We start from the raw sequence: 16,623 nt of genomic DNA on the forward strand, positions 1-16,623 counted from the left end.
ATGTTGAGTAATTCTATCTTTGCGGCAGTAGGCTCCGGTGGCGTTGTCGGCTTCATGTTGGGGTTGCTCGGTGGCGGCGGCTCTATCCTTGCAACGCCGTTGCTCCTGTATGTTGTTGGTGTAAGCCAGCCGCATGTGGCCATTGGCACCGGTGCCCTTGCTGTCTCCGTCAACGCATTCGCGAATTTTGTGAGCCATGCGTTAAAAGGGCATGTCTGGTGGCGCTGCGGCCTCGTCTTTTCCATGCTCGGCGTCATCGGTGCACTGATAGGTTCCAGCCTTGGCAAGGCGCTGGATGGCGATCGTCTGATCTTTCTGTTCGGCATTCTCATGATCGTTGTTGGGCTATTCATGCTGAAGCCCAAAAAGAAAGCAAACGTTGAAAGCCGTCCGATAGACTTAAGAATGTGCCTCGTCACGGCAGCCATAGCGCTCGCTTCCGGTGCGGCATCCGGCTTCTTTGGTATCGGCGGCGGCTTTTTGATTGTGCCCGGTCTGATGCTGGCAACGGGTATGCCGATGATCAATGCAATCGGAACATCGCTTCTCTCGGTAGGTGCTTTCGGACTGGCCACGGCTTTGAACTATGCCAGTTCCGGTCTGGTGGACTGGTGGCTTGCCGCCGAGTTTATTGGAGGTGGCGTTATAGGAGGGGTGTTTGGGATGATGCTTGCCACGCGATTGAGTGCATACAGGAACATCTTGAATCGCATATTCGCCGCGGTAATCTTCATCGTCGCCGCATATATCCTATATCGTAACTGGACTGGTATCGGCTAACTCTGGAACTGGCAGTTTTTCATGGTGGGGCAGGCGACGCCGGAATGAACACCTATTCGCGGCTGCCCCACGGTTGTGGCAATTTGTGCCTGCTCAATTAAAAACCGGCCGTCTTCAAGACAGAAATGGTAAGCCGGATCATAGCAGCAGAAATCCGATTGTCGCCAATGACATAACCACAACCGCCAGCCATCCCAGACTAACCATCCATAAGGGGGCTGTCAGTCGTCCCATAATGCGTCGGTTGGTAGCCATTGCCAGCAGAATTATCATCAGTGGCGTAGCCAGTACTCCATTGATAAATGCAGCCCAATATAAAGCGCGTATCGGATCGATTGCACTAAAACTGAGAACGACACCGCCGATCGTTGCAATCGCGATCGTGCTGTAAAATGCCTTTGCCTCGCGAGGCCGACGATCCAGCCCCTCCGGCCATCGAAACATCTCCGCAACGGCATAGGCGGCGGAGCCAGCCAGTACGGGAACTGCGAGCAATCCGGTGCCGATAATACCAATCGCGAAGGCGACAAATGCGAGCTCTCCCGCGATGGGCCGCAGGGCCTCCGCAGCTTGGGCAGACGTTTCTATCTTGGTGATACCGCTGGCATTGAGTGTGGATGCCGTGGCTACAATAATGAGTAACGCAACGATATTGGAGATCGCCATTCCGATCAAAGTGTCGGTTTTGATCCTGGTAAGTTCGGTGCGAGCAGTGTCGGGTGAAACAATCAACCGCCGGACATGTCTGCGATGCAATTCCTCAACTTCTTCCCCCGCCTGCCAGAAAAACAGGTAAGGGCTGATCGTTGTACCAAATATCGCGACAAGAGCCATCGCATGCTCCTTGTCGAAAACAAATCGGGGAATGAGTACACCTTGCAGGGCAGTGGTCCACGGTACATTCACCGTCATTACGACAGCGGCGTATGTAAACAGTGAGAGCGTCAGCCACTTGAGAACGGACGCGTAGTGCCTGTAACTCACAAATACTTCGAGCGTTACACATAGAATTGCGAAAGCCAAAGTGTAGAGGATCTCGGGGCCATCGGCAAACAGCCGGACAGCGGCTCCCATCGCTGCAAGGTCCACCCCAATGTTGATGAAATTTGCGACGAACAATAACATAACTGCGCCACGCAATAGCCAGGGCGAATAATGTCGGCGCAAGTTTTGCGCAACGCCTTGTCCGGTGACAACGCCAATACCTGCACTCACACCTTGCATTGCAACCATTAAAGGATAGCTGAACAACATGGTCCATCCGAGTGAATAGCCAAACTGTGCCCCTACCTGGCTATAGGTTGCGATCCCGCTTGGGTCATCATCTGCTGCCCCTGTTACCAGTCCCGGCCCCAAAACGCGCAGAAAACTGGCCGGCTGGTGTGGATGCCGATCATCGCAAGGGGCTGAGTTTTGCTGCTCCATGTGGACTCTGCTTGTGTGGCGCTAAAGCGCATTTTTGGGGTGAAAACAGTGGACGTGCAATTTTAAAACATAAGTCTTGCCAGAGTGAAATGGGGGTCGATAAGTTTATGTTTTAAGTAAGTACGTTTTATTATTTTTGAATTATTTGAAATGCTCAATTTATACGTTTGGTGGCGAGCTGGCTAATTGTTGTAATCCACCTTTCGACCACAGCGGACTGTTCGCTGGCGGATTGCGTGAGGCGTTGAAAAGTGTCGATACGACTGCTCGTGTCCGGCGCGTCTGTATTCCTTGATAGCATCGCGCCGAAAGGTGCATGCCCTATAATTGTTCGTTGGAAGCAAAAGATTGCGGGCAGATCTGGTTCCATGCGAGCTTTGGGTAATGACGTGTTTCAACCATCAACTCGAATTTCTGGCGATCTTGTTGCCATGGCTGCGGAAGCAGGCTTGGCTGAGGTCGTGGTTCAGGGGTAGCGCTGGATAACGAATATAGAACGAGAAATATAAAGGGGAGTAGCGCTCCGACAGTATGACCTTCAGACACTTTCGTGACTTAAGTAATCAGCGGTAACTCTTTGAAAGAAGAGGAGAAAATGGTGGGTGATGTAGGGATCGAACCTACGACCCGCTGATTAAGAGTCAGCTGCTCTACCAACTGAGCTAATCACCCACTCGCTTCTCCGAGGCAGCGGCCCCGGTGAGGTGAGCGGTTCTATAAAGGCCGCTTTTGACTGTGTCTAGCCTTCAATCGAAAAAAATCGAAAAAAAATTGGTTTGGTTTTAGAAAGCCCGGAAATGCGCGGTTTTGTGATCGGTTACGCTTACACGTATTTCGCGTATAGATGATAAACAATCGCCTTGATTGCTGAAAGCGGACTTTTATGCGGAATCGATTTGGTTATGATTCTGTTTTGAAACATTTTTTTGATCGGGCGTTGTAACGTCGCTGCGGAGTTTCCATATCCACAAGGCTCAATCTGGCTATTCAAAAGCAGAACAGGCATGATTTTCGCTGCAAATGTCGCACGTATGTCATCAATTTTTGATGCTTGTCTGGATGCTTAAGGATATAAAAGACTTGATTGACTGATATGATTTTTATCATTGAGCAAAATGCCGAAAGCGTTTGTGACGCGCAGGCAGGCGAGGGGTTCATGCACCGGGTTATCCTCGTTTCAGAAAACTCGAAGTGGCCCCAAGATCGGGGCGTGCTTCAAAATCCGGTTCGCGGCATTTTGAGGACGGAATGGAAAGCATAATTAGCGATCTCGGACAGTTCATTTCCGATCATCGGGTATGGGCGGGTCCGATCGTGGGCGTGATAGCCTTCGGCGAGTCTCTCGCTATTATTGGAATGTTCATTCCGGCCACGCCAATCATGCTCGCGATTGGCGGTCTGGTTGGCGCTGGTATCGTCGAACCCTGGCCAATCATCATCGGTGCAATCATCGGTGCCGTAATTGGTGATATTGTTTCCTATTTTCTTGGCTGGTGGCTTGGTCGCAGTGTTATTCATAAGTGGCCATTGAATAAACACCGCAGCGGTGTTGCGCGTGCGCGTTTGCTGTTCCGCCGCTATGGTTTCTCTGCCGTGTTCCTTGGGCGCTTCTTTGGCCCCGTGCGTTGTACCGTTCCGATGGTGGCGGGCATGATGTCGATGGATCAGAAACGTTTTCAGACGGCGAATGTGCTTTCTGCGATGGTTTGGGCTCCGCTCATGTTTCTGCCGGGCTGGCTGGCTGGTCGTGGAATGGGTATTTTTGCCAAAATGGACCGTGACCATATGTTCTGGTTCGTTATTGGCATCACCGCCGTTACGATTGTCGCGACGGTGATCGGGATGCGATTCTTCAAGGCGCGTCCACGCCGTGAACGTAAGCGTGGCGTGCAGGTTTCTCCTGCTGAATAGATATGGTCTTGCGTGCGCGCTTTGTGTCTGCATAATACAGCGCTCATACGTTCAAATGACAACATGGCATTGAGGGGCACGCAACGTGTCCGGTTCATGTCTTTTTAAAAGGTTCATCGCGCTTTATGCCCGGCGACAGTCCTGACGATTCGTCTTCACGAAGTCCCGCTCCCGTTCCGGGAGCATCGGACCTAAAAGGCTTTGAACTTATTCACGCCGTTTGCAATTTCCTCATACCGTTCTGCGTTTCAGCGGTTCGGAAGGGAAATGCATGCGGCGTTTTTTCTCTTTTTTCTTTTCGTTGATTTTATAGGAGCCGACACATCATGGACTGGTCCATGGACTGGATTGCCGACCCCAATGCCTGGATAGGTCTGGTGACATTGGTGGTGCTTGAAATTGTTCTTGGCATCGACAATCTCGTCTTTATCGCAATTCTGGCCGATAAACTTCCGCCGCATCAGCGCAATCGTGCGCGTATCGTCGGCCTCACGCTGGCGCTTGTGATGCGTCTTGTGCTGCTTGCATCCATTTCCTGGATCGTGACGCTGCGCGAGCCATTGATTACCGTAATGGAGCTTTCTTTCTCCGGTCGCGATATTATCATGCTTATTGGTGGTCTTTTCCTGCTCGCCAAGGGCACAATGGAACTGCATGAGCGGCTTGAGGGCGCGCATGGTCCGAAGAATACGCGTGTTGCGCATGCGATCTTCTGGCAGGTTATCGTTCAGATCGTCGTGCTTGATGCCGTCTTCTCGCTTGATAGCGTGATCACCGCTGTTGGTATGGTGCAGCATTTGCCGGTGATGATGATTGCCGTTGTTATCGCTATTGGTGTGATGATGCTGGCTTCGCGGCCGCTTATGGATTTCGTTAACAAGCATCCGACCGTTGTCATCCTCTGTCTCGGCTTTTTGATGATGATCGGTTTCAGCCTCGTTGTCGAAGGTTTTGGCTTCCATATTCCAAAGGGCTATCTCTATGCCGCTATTGGCTTCTCGGTGCTGATTGAGGCCGCCAACCAGATGGCACGCAAGAACCGCGAGAAGCTGGTGACAACCAACGACTTGCGTGAGAGAACCGCTGGTGCTGTGCTTCGTCTGCTCGGGGGTCAGCGCGATGACAATCCGCTCTCGGATACGGTCGATGTCATCGCCCAGCAAACGGCTGCCAGTGACGTTTTCCTGCCCGAAGAGAAGGAAATGATCCGTGGTGTTCTCGATCTTGCTGATCGTCCTGTGCGCTCGATCATGTCGCCGCGCAATGAAGTCGAATGGCTTGATCTGGATGAAGACGAAAATGAACTGCATCAGGCGATCCGTGGACTTTCGCATTCGCGTGTTGTGGTGGCGCGCCGACAGGTCGATGAATTTGTTGGTGTGGTGCTGGTGAAAGATTTGCTGCTCGACATGAGCGATCGCAAGCCAATCAATTGGGACAATGTGGTCAAGCAGCCGCTTGTTGTGCATGAAAATGCCAATGTGCTTCGGGTTATGGAGCAGCTTCGTGTTTCGCCGGTCCAGTTGGCCGTGGTGGTCGACGAGCACGGTTCGTTCGAAGGCGTGGTGACACCGACCGATGTGCTGGAAGCCATTGCGGGTGAATTCCCTGATGAGGACGAGGAAGCCGCGGTGGCGGAATCGGACGGAAAGGGCGGCTATCTTGTTGATGGCTTTACCGATATTCGCCGCCTTAGCAGCATACTTCAGCGTGACCTCGTTGATGACAGCGATCGTTACACCACGCTTGCCGGCTATATTCTCTGGCACCTTGGTCATTTGCCGCTTGGCGGCGAACATTTTGTGGCAGATGGATATGAGTTCTCTATTGAAGCCATGACGGGGCGGCACATCGAGAAAGTACGGATCAGGCCGGTTGACGATTATACGCTGTAAGCCGGAATAATTTTGCGGGCATCCTCGCGATGCTCGCAAAATATTTCGTTCTGTAAACTCCGATAAAATCAGTATGATATTGACTTTAATGCGCAAGCCTTCAAAATTAACACATTGTTCATTGTTGCGGCTTGAGCGCGATTTGATCTGATTGAATCAGATCTTCGCTTCGTTCGGATAGGACGTAAGCTCCAAGTCGCTGCTTTGAATAGCTGATCGCGAAATGGGCGCGAACTGGAGGATTTTATGAAGCGCAAATTAAACTTGCTGGCTCAAAGCTTAGAAAATGCTGTGCTGGGCGTGGCGGCGGGTCTCGCACAGCCCTGGGGTAAGATGAAGTTGAATGCTGAGGAAATTGCTGAACGCCGTCGCCATCGCCTTGACCGCGGGGAGCAAAGTTTTCTGTGGTGCTGGCAGCATCGCGGTTTTTGGTGAGATTGAGAGCAGATCCCGAAAAGTGTGAAACAGTCCTTGGCTCAGATGCACTCTCAACCAAGAAAAAATTTCGAAGGCCGGAGGCGAAAGCTTCCGGCTTCTCTATTTCTGTTTCGCCTCTTGTTGCTTTCATGGAAAATTTTTCTCATGCGTTTTTTGCATAGAGGCAAGATTTCCAAGAATGGTTTTAAAAGTAGTTTATATATTTAAATCAATGATTTAGGTTGCTTATTGCTCTTCTCCATGTAGATTTATTTCCCAATAAAGACCGAGTTATGGGTCCTTTGTGTACGCAAAGGGAGAAGGGTGCGGATTATGAAGAAAATTATTCTATATGCGGCGGTTGCGCTTGGTTTGGGTGCTGCCCCGGTTCAGGCACAAGAGCAGCCTCATGATATTCTCAATGTTTCTTATGACATTGCGCGCGAGCTTTATGAGCAGGTGAACAAGGCCTTTGTGGCTGACTGGAAAACCAAGACGGGGGAAGATCTCACAGTTAATCAGTCTCATGCCGGTTCATCCAAGCAGGCACGCTCCATTCTGGAAGGCCTTGAAGCGGACGTTGCGACCTTTAATCAGGTGACCGATGTGCAGGTTCTCCATGACAAGGGTGGTTTGATCCCCGCTGACTGGCAGAAGCGTTTGCCGAATAATTCCTCGCCTTATTATTCATTCCCGGCGTTTCTGGTGCGTGAAGGCAATCCAAAGGGCATCAAGAACTGGGACGATCTGGCTCGCGACGATGTGAAGGTAGTCTTCCCTAACCCTAAGACCTCCGGAAATGCGCGCTACACTTATCTCGCAGCCACCGCCTATGCCAATGAAGCGTTCAAGGGTGATCAGGAAAAGGTTCACGCATTCATCGGTAAAATCTTCAAGAATGTTCCAGTGTTTGATACGGGCGGTCGTGGTGCAACGACGACCTTTGCCGAACGCGGCATTGGCGATGTTCTGGTGACGTTTGAAGCGGAAACCCGCGGCACTGAGAAGGTTCTGGGTGCAGATAAATATGATGTGGTTGTGCCAGAAGTCAGCCTGCTTGCTGAGTTTCCGGTGACAGTGATTGATAAGGTCGTCGATAAGCGCGGTTCACGCAAGATTGCCGAAGCGTATCTGAACTACCTTTACTCGCCGGAAGGGCAGGAAATTCTTGCGCAGAACTTTAATCGTGTGCATGACAAGGACGTGATTGCAAAGCACAAGGATATTTATCCAGATGTGCGTCTTGTAACGGTTGAAGATGCTTTTGGCGGTTGGGAGAAGGTTCAGAAAGATCATTTCGCCGAAGGTGGTGTGCTCGATAAGCTCTTTACTGCCAAGTAAAAACAATTATCCGGCGAGAGCAGTCAGCTCTCGCCTTTCATTTGGAAAATCCAGTGTCGCTTCTGAGCATGAAACGCAATTCGGTGTTGCCGGGGTTCGGGCTGACCCTCGGCTGCGCTTTGCTGTATCTGGCGGTCATTGTCGCTTTGCCGCTTCTGGCTATGATTCTGAAAACTGCCAGCCTCGGCTGGAGCGATTTCTGGAGAATTGTTACCTCCGATCGTGCGCTGGCGACGTTTCGCATCACAATCAGTGCCGCAGCGGTGGCCACCGTGTTGAATGGTCTTTTCGGCTTGCTGCTGGCGTGGGTTTTGTCACGTTATCAGTTTCCGGGTAAGCGGTTGATTGATGCGGCAGTTGATTTGCCTTTTGCGCTGCCAACGGCGATTGCCGGTCTGGCACTGGTGACATTGTTTGCCCCAAATGGCTGGTTTGGACGCTTTCTCGAACCCATCGGTATCAAAGTTGCTTACGCGCCGCTTGGTATCATGATTGCCATGTTTTTCACCAGTATTCCGTTTGTCATTCGTACGGTGCAGCCGGTGCTTGAGGACATGAGTGCGGATGTGGAGGAGGCGGCGCGCAGTCTTGGCGCTACACCCTGGCAGATTTTTTCGCTTATTATCTGGCCGACGATCTTTCCCGCTTTTCTGGCCGGCGCATCATTGTCCTTTGCGCGTAGTCTTGGAGAATTTGGCTCTATCGTCTTCATTTCCGGCAATCTGCCTTTTGAAACGGAAGTGACGTCGCTTCTCGTTTTTATCAGGCTGGATGAATATGACTATCCGGCAGCCGCCGCACTTGCTTTTGTTATGCTGGTGATGGCGTTTTTCATGCTGCTCATAACCAACCTCATTCAGGCAAGGCAGCTTCGTTATGCAGAGCGGTAGTGCGAGTTTACAGGCGCGCAATGCGCCCGGTCCTGTGCGCAGCCTGTTGATCGGGCTTGCTGCAATTCTGTCGGCAATTTGCATTGGCGCGCCGCTGTCCGTCATCTTCTCTTATGCTTTCAGCAAGGGCGTGGATGTCTTCTTTGGAGAAATCCTCAAGCCCGATACGCTGCATGCAGTGTGGTTGACGGTCTTGACCGCAATCGTCGTTGTGCCGATCAATATGGCATTCGGCATTTGTGTTGCATGGCTGGTCACGAAATTCCGCTTTCCCGGGCGCAGGCTGCTGATTACCTTCGTCGAGATCCCGTTTTCCGTGTCGCCTATCGTTGCGGGTGTGACCTATCTGTTTTTGTATGGCTCGCAAGGGCTGCTCGGGCCGCTGCTTGAAACGTATGACATCAAGATCATGTTCACCGTTCCAGCCATCTTTCTGGTGAGCCTGTTTGTGACATCGCCCTTTGTGGCGCGCGAACTCATTCCATTGATGCAAGTGCAGGGCAGTGATGAGGAAGAAGCGGCTCTGACGCTTGGAGCCAATGCGTGGCAGACATTTTTTTATGTCACGCTTCCCAATATCAAATGGGCGCTGCTTTATGGCGCAGTCCTTTGCAATGCACGCGTGATGGGTGAATTCGGCGCTGTGTCCGTTGTATCGGGTGCCATTCGCGGTAAGACGAATACGCTGCCTTTGCAGGTTGAACTTCTGTTCAACGATTATAATGTTGCCGGGGCTTTTGCTGCGGCTTCGACATTGGCGGGCATTGCGTTGTTGACGCTCGTTCTTAAAGTCTGGCTGGAACGCAGACAGCATAGTTAAAAGAAACCGCCCGACTTATAAAAAAGCGGGCGGTTTGCGGTCACGCTGCTTGGGAGAGCGTGTGTGTTATGGGTTCCCGATGCAGGGACGAGGCGAGGATCGCGCCTTCCGGCCAGCGGCTGAAGCCGCTTTCCACATTGATATGTCCGGCGTCACCCATGTCGACAAAGCCTGCACCCCAGACATTGGCGATGGCTTCCGCCTTGGCAAAGCTCATATAGTCGTCAGTGCGGCTGGCAACGACGATGGACGGGAAAGTCAGTTCATGACGCGGCAGCGGCGCAAAGCTTTCAAAGCGGCTGTCGCGGCGGGACATGGTTTCAACGTCTGCCGGGGCGACTAAAAGTGCGCCAGCAACGTGAGCTGCAGCCGGACGGCTTGCGAGATGCGAAACAAGAATGCAACCTAAACTATGGGCAACCAGAACCGCACCGGGATTCTCGGCGAGTTTGGCTTCGAGCGCGTGCATCCAGTAGGATAGCACCGGATAGTGCCAGTCGTCCTGTTCGACAAGCACTGCTGACGGATCGTCATGCAACCATTGGCGCTGCCAGTGGCCTGCTTCCGATCCCTTGTAACCGGGGATGATCAATGTCGCAGGCATGCGTAAGTTCCTCTTGGAAGTGCCTTGGGATAAGGCTGTTTCTGCTTTTGCATTGGGAGGTTATGCGAAGCAATTTCCAAGATAGGGGTGATTATGCCTATTTTTAAGAAAAATGAATTCAATTTGAGGCGGATATGTAAAAATTATACCCGCCTCGCTGTCTCACTTCTTCTGCTTTTCGTTCCACCGCAATACGAATTGTGATTTTTCGAAAATCAGAACCACAAAGAGCGAGATGGCAAAAGGGATCAGCAGATAGAGGAGACGGAAAACAATCAGTGCGGCGAGAACATCAGCCTGATTCATGTCCGGCAAGCCGGTGAGAAACACCAGTTCCAGCACACCAAGCCCACCGGGTGCATGCGAAATAAGCGCCGCCGAGAACGATACCAGAAAGATGCCAAGGATGATCAGAAAGCCGGGATTGCCTGCTTCTGGGAGTGCAAAATAGATGATGCCTGCAGCGCCGATGAGTTCGAGTGGCGCCACTATAAGCTGCTGTGTGACCACGGGAAGGCGCGGATATTCCAGACGGAATTTACCGATCTGCAATGGGCGAAGCTGGAGCCAGCTACCAAAAATATAGAGCAACACGAATGCCAGCATCAGCAAAGCAATGATGGTGGAAACGGTCGGCGTCAGGTCTTCGTTGAAACGCATGAGAATATGCGGTTCGAGCAGAAGCACGATGCTTGATGTGATGATGACGCCCAGTACGAATGTGAAAGAGCAGAAAGCGATGAGGACGGCGATTTCACTGCCGGGCATGCCCTGCGAGGAATAGGCGCGGTAGCGCACGACAGCGCCAGACACAACGGAGGCTCCGATATTGTGCGATAAGGCGTAAGTTGTGAACGAGCACAGCGCGATGAAGAGCCAGGATATTTTTCTGCGCAGATGAAGAAGTGCGATGCGGTCATAGCCAGCGAGCGAGCTATAGGCGAGGAGTGCTGCGGCGGCTGCAAGAAGCCAATGGTGAGCGCGGATCGCGTAAAGGCTGTCCAGAACGTCATCAAGCGAGATACTGCGCAATTCACGATAGAGAAGCCATGCTGAAATAGCGACTGCACAAATGCCTATTATTGGCCAGATATAATCCTTAAACTTCATTAACTGGCCACCGCACCTTTATTTCGCATGTCATCCCCTTTTGGCGCATCGGTTGTACCTTTCAGGACAGTTCCGGTGCATTCCCATTCAAACCTGTCGTGGCGTCGGACTGTGTCCTAACCGATTGCTTCCGCTTGGCGCTGGCCTCGCTGCTTATCGCGCGTTCCATGGCGCTGGCAATTTCTGCAGCCCCTAGAATAACCTCATCTGCACCCAGGTCCTCCAGATATTTCGCTTCTGCTGGTGAGCAGACGTGCACAATGATACGGATGCCGGGATTCGCGGATCGGGCAAGACTTGTTATGCGTCCTGCCTCAAAGGCATTGGCTATTGCAATGACAATATGTTGAGCGAATTCCGGATTCGTCGTTTCCCATATTTCAGCATCCGAGGCATTTCCCGCAATAGCCTCAATGCCGATTTCTTTCAATTTGTAATAAATCTTGGGCGAATTTTCGACAACGAGGAAAGGTATCTGCCTTTCCTGTAAACTTGAAGCGATGTGTTTGCCGATCTGGCCATAGCCGACGATGATCGTATGCCCTTTAAGGGGGCTTATTGGCCGGGGTTCGGAGCGATCCGTATCGCCGCTGGATGGGACGCTTTCGTCATGAGCTATTTCTCTACCCAGCCGCTTTTCAAGCCATGGCCGCATACGCTCCGCAGCAATGAACATCAATGGGTTGAGAAAGATCGAAAGCATTGCACCGGCAAGGATCAGGTCACGGGCATCGGGCGGCAGCAGATTGAGGCTGACACCCAATCCGGCCAGAATGAAAGAAAATTCACCGATCTGGGCCAGGCTTGCAGAAATGGTCAAGGCGGTTCCGATTGGCCGGCGAAACGCGCGTACGATAAAGAAAGCTGCAACCGATTTACCCACCAGAATGATGGCAAGAGTCGCGATCAGGGGCAGGGGATCGCGAATGAGGCTCATTGGATCAAACAGCATACCTACTGAAATGAAGAACAGAACGGCGAACGCATCGCGCAAGGGCAGGGATTCTTCGGCAGCGCGATGGCTGAGTTCGGATTCGCTCATCACCATGCCAGCGAAAAATGCGCCAAGTGCAAAAGACACACCGAACAGATGTGCCGCACCAAAAGCAACGCCGAGGGCTATTGCAAGAACACCAAGGCGAAATAATTCGCGTGATCCGGTCTGCACAATGACATTCAGCAGCCATGGAATGACCTTGCGGCCAACCACCAGCATGAGAGCGACAAACACCGCGACCTTGGCAATGGTGAAGACAATGATGCCGGTGATGCCGAGCCCCAGCCATTGGGCGATGGGATCGCTGGCGACTGCGTGACCTTGTTCACTGCTTAAGCTGGCAAGTGCTGGCAGCAGCACCAGCGCCAGAACCATGGCGAGGTCTTCAACAATCAGCCAGCCGACTGCGATGCGGCCCCGGTCTGTATCGATGAGACGCATGTCCTGCATGGCGCGTAAAAGCACCACAGTGCTGGCAGTGGAAAGGGCCAGGCCAAAAACCAGTCCGGCTTTTACATCCCAGCCAAGTGCTAAACCAAGAGCGGTCCCAAGGGCTGCGGCTGTCGCGATTTGTGCCAGCGCACCGGGCACCGCTATGGCCTTTATCGAAAGCAGATCTTTGAGGGAAAAATGCAGGCCCACGCCGAACATCAGCAGAATAACGCCGATTTCGGCCAGTTGAAGAATGAGATCCTGATCGACGACGAAGCCGGGCGTATGGGGTCCGGCAATAATACCGGCCAGCAGATAACCGACGAGAGGAGAAATTTTAAGACGCGTGGCAATCGCGCCGAAAAGAAATGCCAGACATAACCCGATGACAATTGCTGCAATCAAAGGCGTGTCATGGGGCATAGGAATGTCTTTGCGGTTTCAGTGTGATTAAGCTTTGCAAGATGCCGGGCATGATTGAGACCATGCCCGGCACGTTGTTTATTTCTGCGCTGTGGCGCTGTCTTCAATCGCCTGATGGGCGTGCTGACGATGCTGCCACCAGTTGCCGAGCAACAGCAGGATTGGTGCTGCGATGAAGATCGACGATGAAGTCGCAATAAAGATACCGAACAGCATAGGCACGGCAAAATTATGAACGGCGCTGCCGCCCCAGATTGCCATCGGGAGCATACACAGGAATGTTGTCATCGAGGTATAAACACAGCGCACCAGCACCTGATTGATACTCATGTCAACGATTTCGCGCAGAGGCTTTGACTTATAAAGACGCATGTTTTCACGCATGCGGTCATAAACCACGACCTTATCGTTTACCGAGTAACCGATCGCTGTCAGAAGCGCTGCAATGGCCGTCAGGTTGAAATCGAGCTGGAACAGCGCGAAGAAACCGACCATTTTTGTGGTGTCGAGGATAAGCGTGATGATCGCACCCATCGCAAAGAACCACTCGAAGCGCCACCAAAGATAGACGAGCATTCCAAGCGCTGACAAGATCACGGCAATAAAGCCGGAACGTGCCAGTTCACCGGAGACTTTCGGTCCGACAACCTCACTGCGTTCGATCTTTGTGCCAGGGTCCAGTTCCATCACAGCATCGCGCATTTTGTTGACTGCAACGGTTTGCGCTTCTTCGCCACCATCCTGACGCTGGATGCGGATCAGGACATCATTCGGAGTTCCCGCAGACTGAAGGGCAACTTCGCCCAGTCCGAGTGCGCTGAGCTTTTCACGCAACTGTGCCAGATTGGCTGGCTGAGAGGTTACGATTTCAGCCTGAATACCGCCCTTGAAGTCGATGCCGTAATTGAGCCCCGGCTTGAAAAACAGGCCAATGGAAGCAATCGAAAGCACGATAGAGACTGCGATGCCGATAAAACGCGCATTCATGAAGCTGATATTCGTCTTTTCAGGAACGAATTTCAGGAATGGTTCGATGACAAGGGTCTTGAGCTTACGTTTGCGAACGTACCAGGCCATCGCCATGCGAACGAGCGTCACATCGGTGAACATGGAAATCGCAATACCCAGCATCATGGTAACCGCGAAACCGCGTACCGGACCTGTGCCGAATGTAAAGAGAAGCACGGTAGAGATCAGCGAGGTGACATTCGCGTCCACAATGGTTGAGAAAGCCGCATGGAAGCCCTTGTCGAGGGCCGCCATAGCGCCCAGACCTCTGCGCGTTTCTTCTCGTATGCGTTCGTTAATCAGAATGTTCGCGTCGACCGCTATACCGATACCCAGAATGATACCTGCGATACCCGGCAGTGTCAGCGTCGCTCCGATCAGGCTCAATGCCGAGAACGTCAACAAGGTATGGAGCAGCAGTGCTACGTTGGCGATGGTGCCCCAGACGCCATAGAGGAGCTGGATGAAGACGGCTACGAGGACGAAGCCGATGATGCCCGTAACAAGCCCCATCTTGATGGCGTCGCCGCCAAGGTCAGGACCAACGGTGCGTTCTTCAATCACGGTCAGCGGAGCAGGCAAAGCACCTGCACGCAGGAGCGCCGACAGAACGACACTGTCCTGAACCGTGAAATTGCCGGTAATCTGGCCTGAACCGCCGGTGATCGGCTCATTGATACGCGGTGCGGTCAGGACCTTGTCGTCAAGAACGATGGCGAATGGCCGGCCCACATTCTTGGTCGTTATGTCCGCAAACTGGCGCGCGCCAAGGCTGTCGAAGCGGAACGACACGATTGGCTCATTGGTGCGCGGATCAAAGCCTGCACGCGCATCGGTCAGGCGTTCGCCAGAAAGTGCAATCTGATCTTCGATCGGGTATTTGATGTTCGGGTCTTTGGAATCCGGCAGAATGGTGACACCGGGTGGTGGCGGATCATTCGGATTGACGTCCGCGACCATGTGGAAGCTCATCTTCGCAGTGCTTCCAAGAAGCTGACGAAGATGGGCCGGGTCCTGCAGGCCCGGAAGCTGAACAACGATACGGTCAGAGCCAACGCGCTGGATTGAAGGTTCGGCAACACCGACCTGATCCACACGCTGACGAATGATTTCAAGGCTCTGCTGCAATGCCGCATCAAGACGATAGGTGAAGCCGGCCTCTGTCAGCGTCAGGCGGATTTGATTGTCACTGGTGGTAACATCAATATCGTTGATCGCAGTTCCGAAGCCTGTGGTGTTGACCTGTGAAATCAGTGTTTTAAGCGCTGTATCGGCTTTTGCACGCTGATCGGCATCAGGGATTGTGACAATAACCGCATCACCGACGGCACGGATCGATTGTGGCTGAATGCGTTCAGCGCGCAGCTTGCTGCGTGCATCGTCGAGCAGCGCCCGCATACGATCTTTTTTGAGGCTGGCCGCATCCACTTCAAGGACGAGATAGGAGCCACCACTCAGATCGAGACCAAGCGTCACCTGCCGCTTTGGGAACCACGACGGCAACGCTTCAAGTTGTGGCTTTGTGAAGAAATTGGGCAAGGCGATGATGACGCCGATCAAAACGATCAGGCCATAAAGCACAGCGACCCATTTAGAAGTACGCATGAGTTGAAATTCCAGATATTGAGCACGTGTAAATTTCGTATAGAATACAAAAGCCTAGCGCGCATTTCTTCGTAAATGATTCAGGATTGGATATTGCCAATCGCCATGATGGTTTTCAGGCGCTTTGTGGTGGCGCGCGCACTTGGGAATATGTGCTTCGTGAAAGTCTTAAAAACTTGGAGGCGCTTGCAGCTTCGACGGGTTTTGCGTCAAAAAAGGCCAGCTGGTTTGGCTGAGCCGCCAGAGCTGCGCTTTTGCCGTTGGAATGGGCTGCTTTAATTTTTGCCGCGGCTGCTTGAGCAAGGACAGCGCGCATCGGCTGCGGCGCCGGCGTCGATTGCTGGCGCGTGGGTATGGCAGGTGCGTCTGCAACCTGCTGTGCTGCCATGCTTTTTGGCGTATTCTGCCCCGCGTCATCGGCGAGCGCTGAGAGGTCCACAGCAAAAATAAAGGCAGTAAATGACAGGACACACGTTACAAACAGCATGAAGCCATGCTGCTTGTAACGATCAATATGCTCAATCCTGTTCTTCATGCCCTTTATCAAAATGCCTGGACTTTCCCTTTAAGTCTTTCCGCAAAAATGACCTGGTGCCGGAGCGGCTTTACCGTAAATCTCACCCCTGAAAAGTCTGTCGACTTTTGGGGACTTCGCCCAGACAACTACAGCATCGTTTCACAAATTGGAATCCTTTTCTGTTTCTGCCCAATGCCATACCCTTTATAAGGCCAAATCCGCGCCGTATTTTATGGTGATAAGATGACACGGTTTGGCTTTTGTTTTTTGCATATCTTTGTTCCAAAACGGTTCTCACTTTGGGCATGCATGCTTGAGAGCGCGTTTTGGTCGATTGAATCAAATCGGCGCTCTAAACCCTTTTATTTGATGCATAATCTTATCGATCCTTGTTTCCCTTCGGTCGGATTATGCATTAGTATCGCTTCCACGATCGCACGCTTTTTGT

12 protein-coding genes, 1 tRNA gene and 2 pseudogenes are annotated in these 16,623 nt (G+C 52.3%); 7 read left to right on the plus strand and 8 right to left on the minus strand.

Translation table 11 applies throughout. The features are described 5' to 3' along the window. On the plus strand, window positions 1–780 hold the full coding sequence (locus ABE527_RS05970; protein WP_265985354.1) for a sulfite exporter TauE/SafE family protein: 780 nt from the start codon (window positions 1–3) through the stop codon (window positions 778–780). Between the two features lie 138 nt (window positions 781–918). Here the strand turns inward: ABE527_RS05970 and ABE527_RS05975 are convergent, their stop codons facing one another. Continuing rightward, complete coding sequence (locus tag ABE527_RS05975; protein ID WP_499696417.1) at window positions 919–2,205, minus strand: NRAMP family divalent metal transporter; 1,287 nt, start codon at window positions 2,203–2,205, stop codon at window positions 919–921. A gap of 596 nt (window positions 2,206–2,801) precedes the next feature. Beyond that, window positions 2,802–2,877: transfer RNA gene (locus tag ABE527_RS05980), tRNA-Lys, on the minus strand. 576 nt (window positions 2,878–3,453) lie between these two features. Between ABE527_RS05980 and ABE527_RS05985 the strand changes: the two genes are divergently transcribed. The 6 genes from ABE527_RS05985 to cysW all read left to right on the plus strand — a co-directional run bounded on the left by ABE527_RS05985 (window position 3,454) and on the right by cysW (window position 9,479). Beyond that, window positions 3,454–4,116, plus strand: coding sequence for a DedA family protein (locus tag ABE527_RS05985; RefSeq protein WP_265985352.1), 663 nt, complete (start codon window positions 3,454–3,456; stop codon window positions 4,114–4,116). Window positions 4,117–4,442: 326 nt separating this feature from the next. Next, window positions 4,443–6,011, plus strand: a complete 1,569-nt coding sequence (locus tag ABE527_RS05990; protein WP_499696418.1) for a TerC family protein — start codon at window positions 4,443–4,445, stop codon at window positions 6,009–6,011. A 246-nt stretch (window positions 6,012–6,257) separates the two neighbouring features. Beyond that, window positions 6,258–6,446 (plus strand): hypothetical protein, encoded by a 189-nt coding sequence (locus tag ABE527_RS05995; RefSeq protein WP_265985350.1) that lies wholly within the window; start codon window positions 6,258–6,260, stop codon window positions 6,444–6,446. Window positions 6,447–6,761: 315 nt separating this feature from the next. Next, a complete protein-coding gene (gene cysP, locus ABE527_RS06000; RefSeq protein ID WP_265985348.1) occupies window positions 6,762–7,769 on the plus strand; it encodes a thiosulfate ABC transporter substrate-binding protein CysP in 1,008 nt (335 codons plus the stop codon). 68 nt (window positions 7,770–7,837) lie between these two features. After that, the gene (gene cysT / locus ABE527_RS06005) at window positions 7,838–8,659 is read left to right on the plus strand and encodes a sulfate ABC transporter permease subunit CysT (RefSeq protein ID WP_265985481.1); all 822 of its coding nucleotides are present in this window, start codon (window positions 7,838–7,840) and stop codon (window positions 8,657–8,659) included. Then, a complete protein-coding gene (cysW, locus tag ABE527_RS06010; protein ID WP_499696419.1) occupies window positions 8,646–9,479 on the plus strand; it encodes a sulfate ABC transporter permease subunit CysW in 834 nt (277 codons plus the stop codon). The genes cysT and cysW overlap by 14 nt, the downstream gene beginning before the upstream one ends. Before the next feature lie 40 nt (window positions 9,480–9,519). Here cysW and ABE527_RS06015 read toward each other — a convergent pair whose 3' ends face one another. The 6 genes and pseudogenes from ABE527_RS06015 to ABE527_RS06040 form a co-directional block, all read right to left on the minus strand. Beyond that, window positions 9,520–10,083: an alpha/beta hydrolase gene (locus ABE527_RS06015; RefSeq protein WP_499696420.1), complete on the minus strand. Its 564-nt coding sequence runs from the start codon at window positions 10,081–10,083 to the stop codon at window positions 9,520–9,522. Window positions 10,084–10,245: 162 nt separating this feature from the next. Further along, window positions 10,246–11,193, minus strand: coding sequence for a lysylphosphatidylglycerol synthase domain-containing protein (locus ABE527_RS06020; RefSeq protein WP_499696421.1), 948 nt, complete (start codon window positions 11,191–11,193; stop codon window positions 10,246–10,248). A gap of 61 nt (window positions 11,194–11,254) precedes the next feature. After that, window positions 11,255–11,746: pseudogene (locus ABE527_RS06025) on the minus strand (NAD-binding protein); the annotation flags it as partial. Window positions 11,747–11,820: 74 nt separating this feature from the next. Beyond that, a pseudogene (locus ABE527_RS06030) lies at window positions 11,821–13,045 on the minus strand (cation:proton antiporter domain-containing protein); the annotation flags it as partial. A 78-nt stretch (window positions 13,046–13,123) separates the two neighbouring features. Then, the gene (gene secD, locus ABE527_RS06035; protein WP_265985341.1) at window positions 13,124–15,658 is read right to left on the minus strand and encodes a protein translocase subunit SecD; all 2,535 of its coding nucleotides are present in this window, start codon (window positions 15,656–15,658) and stop codon (window positions 13,124–13,126) included. A 115-nt stretch (window positions 15,659–15,773) separates the two neighbouring features. Further along, window positions 15,774–16,193 carry a hypothetical protein gene (locus tag ABE527_RS06040; RefSeq protein WP_499696422.1) on the minus strand — a complete coding sequence of 140 codons (420 nt, stop codon included), beginning with the start codon at window positions 16,191–16,193 and terminating at the stop codon, window positions 15,774–15,776. Window positions 16,194–16,623: the final 430 nt, after the last annotated feature.

The sequence above is a fragment of the Brucella sp. TWI432 genome (assembly GCF_039674445.1).
In the GTDB taxonomy this organism is placed as follows: domain Bacteria; phylum Pseudomonadota; class Alphaproteobacteria; order Rhizobiales; family Rhizobiaceae; genus Brucella; species Brucella chromiisoli.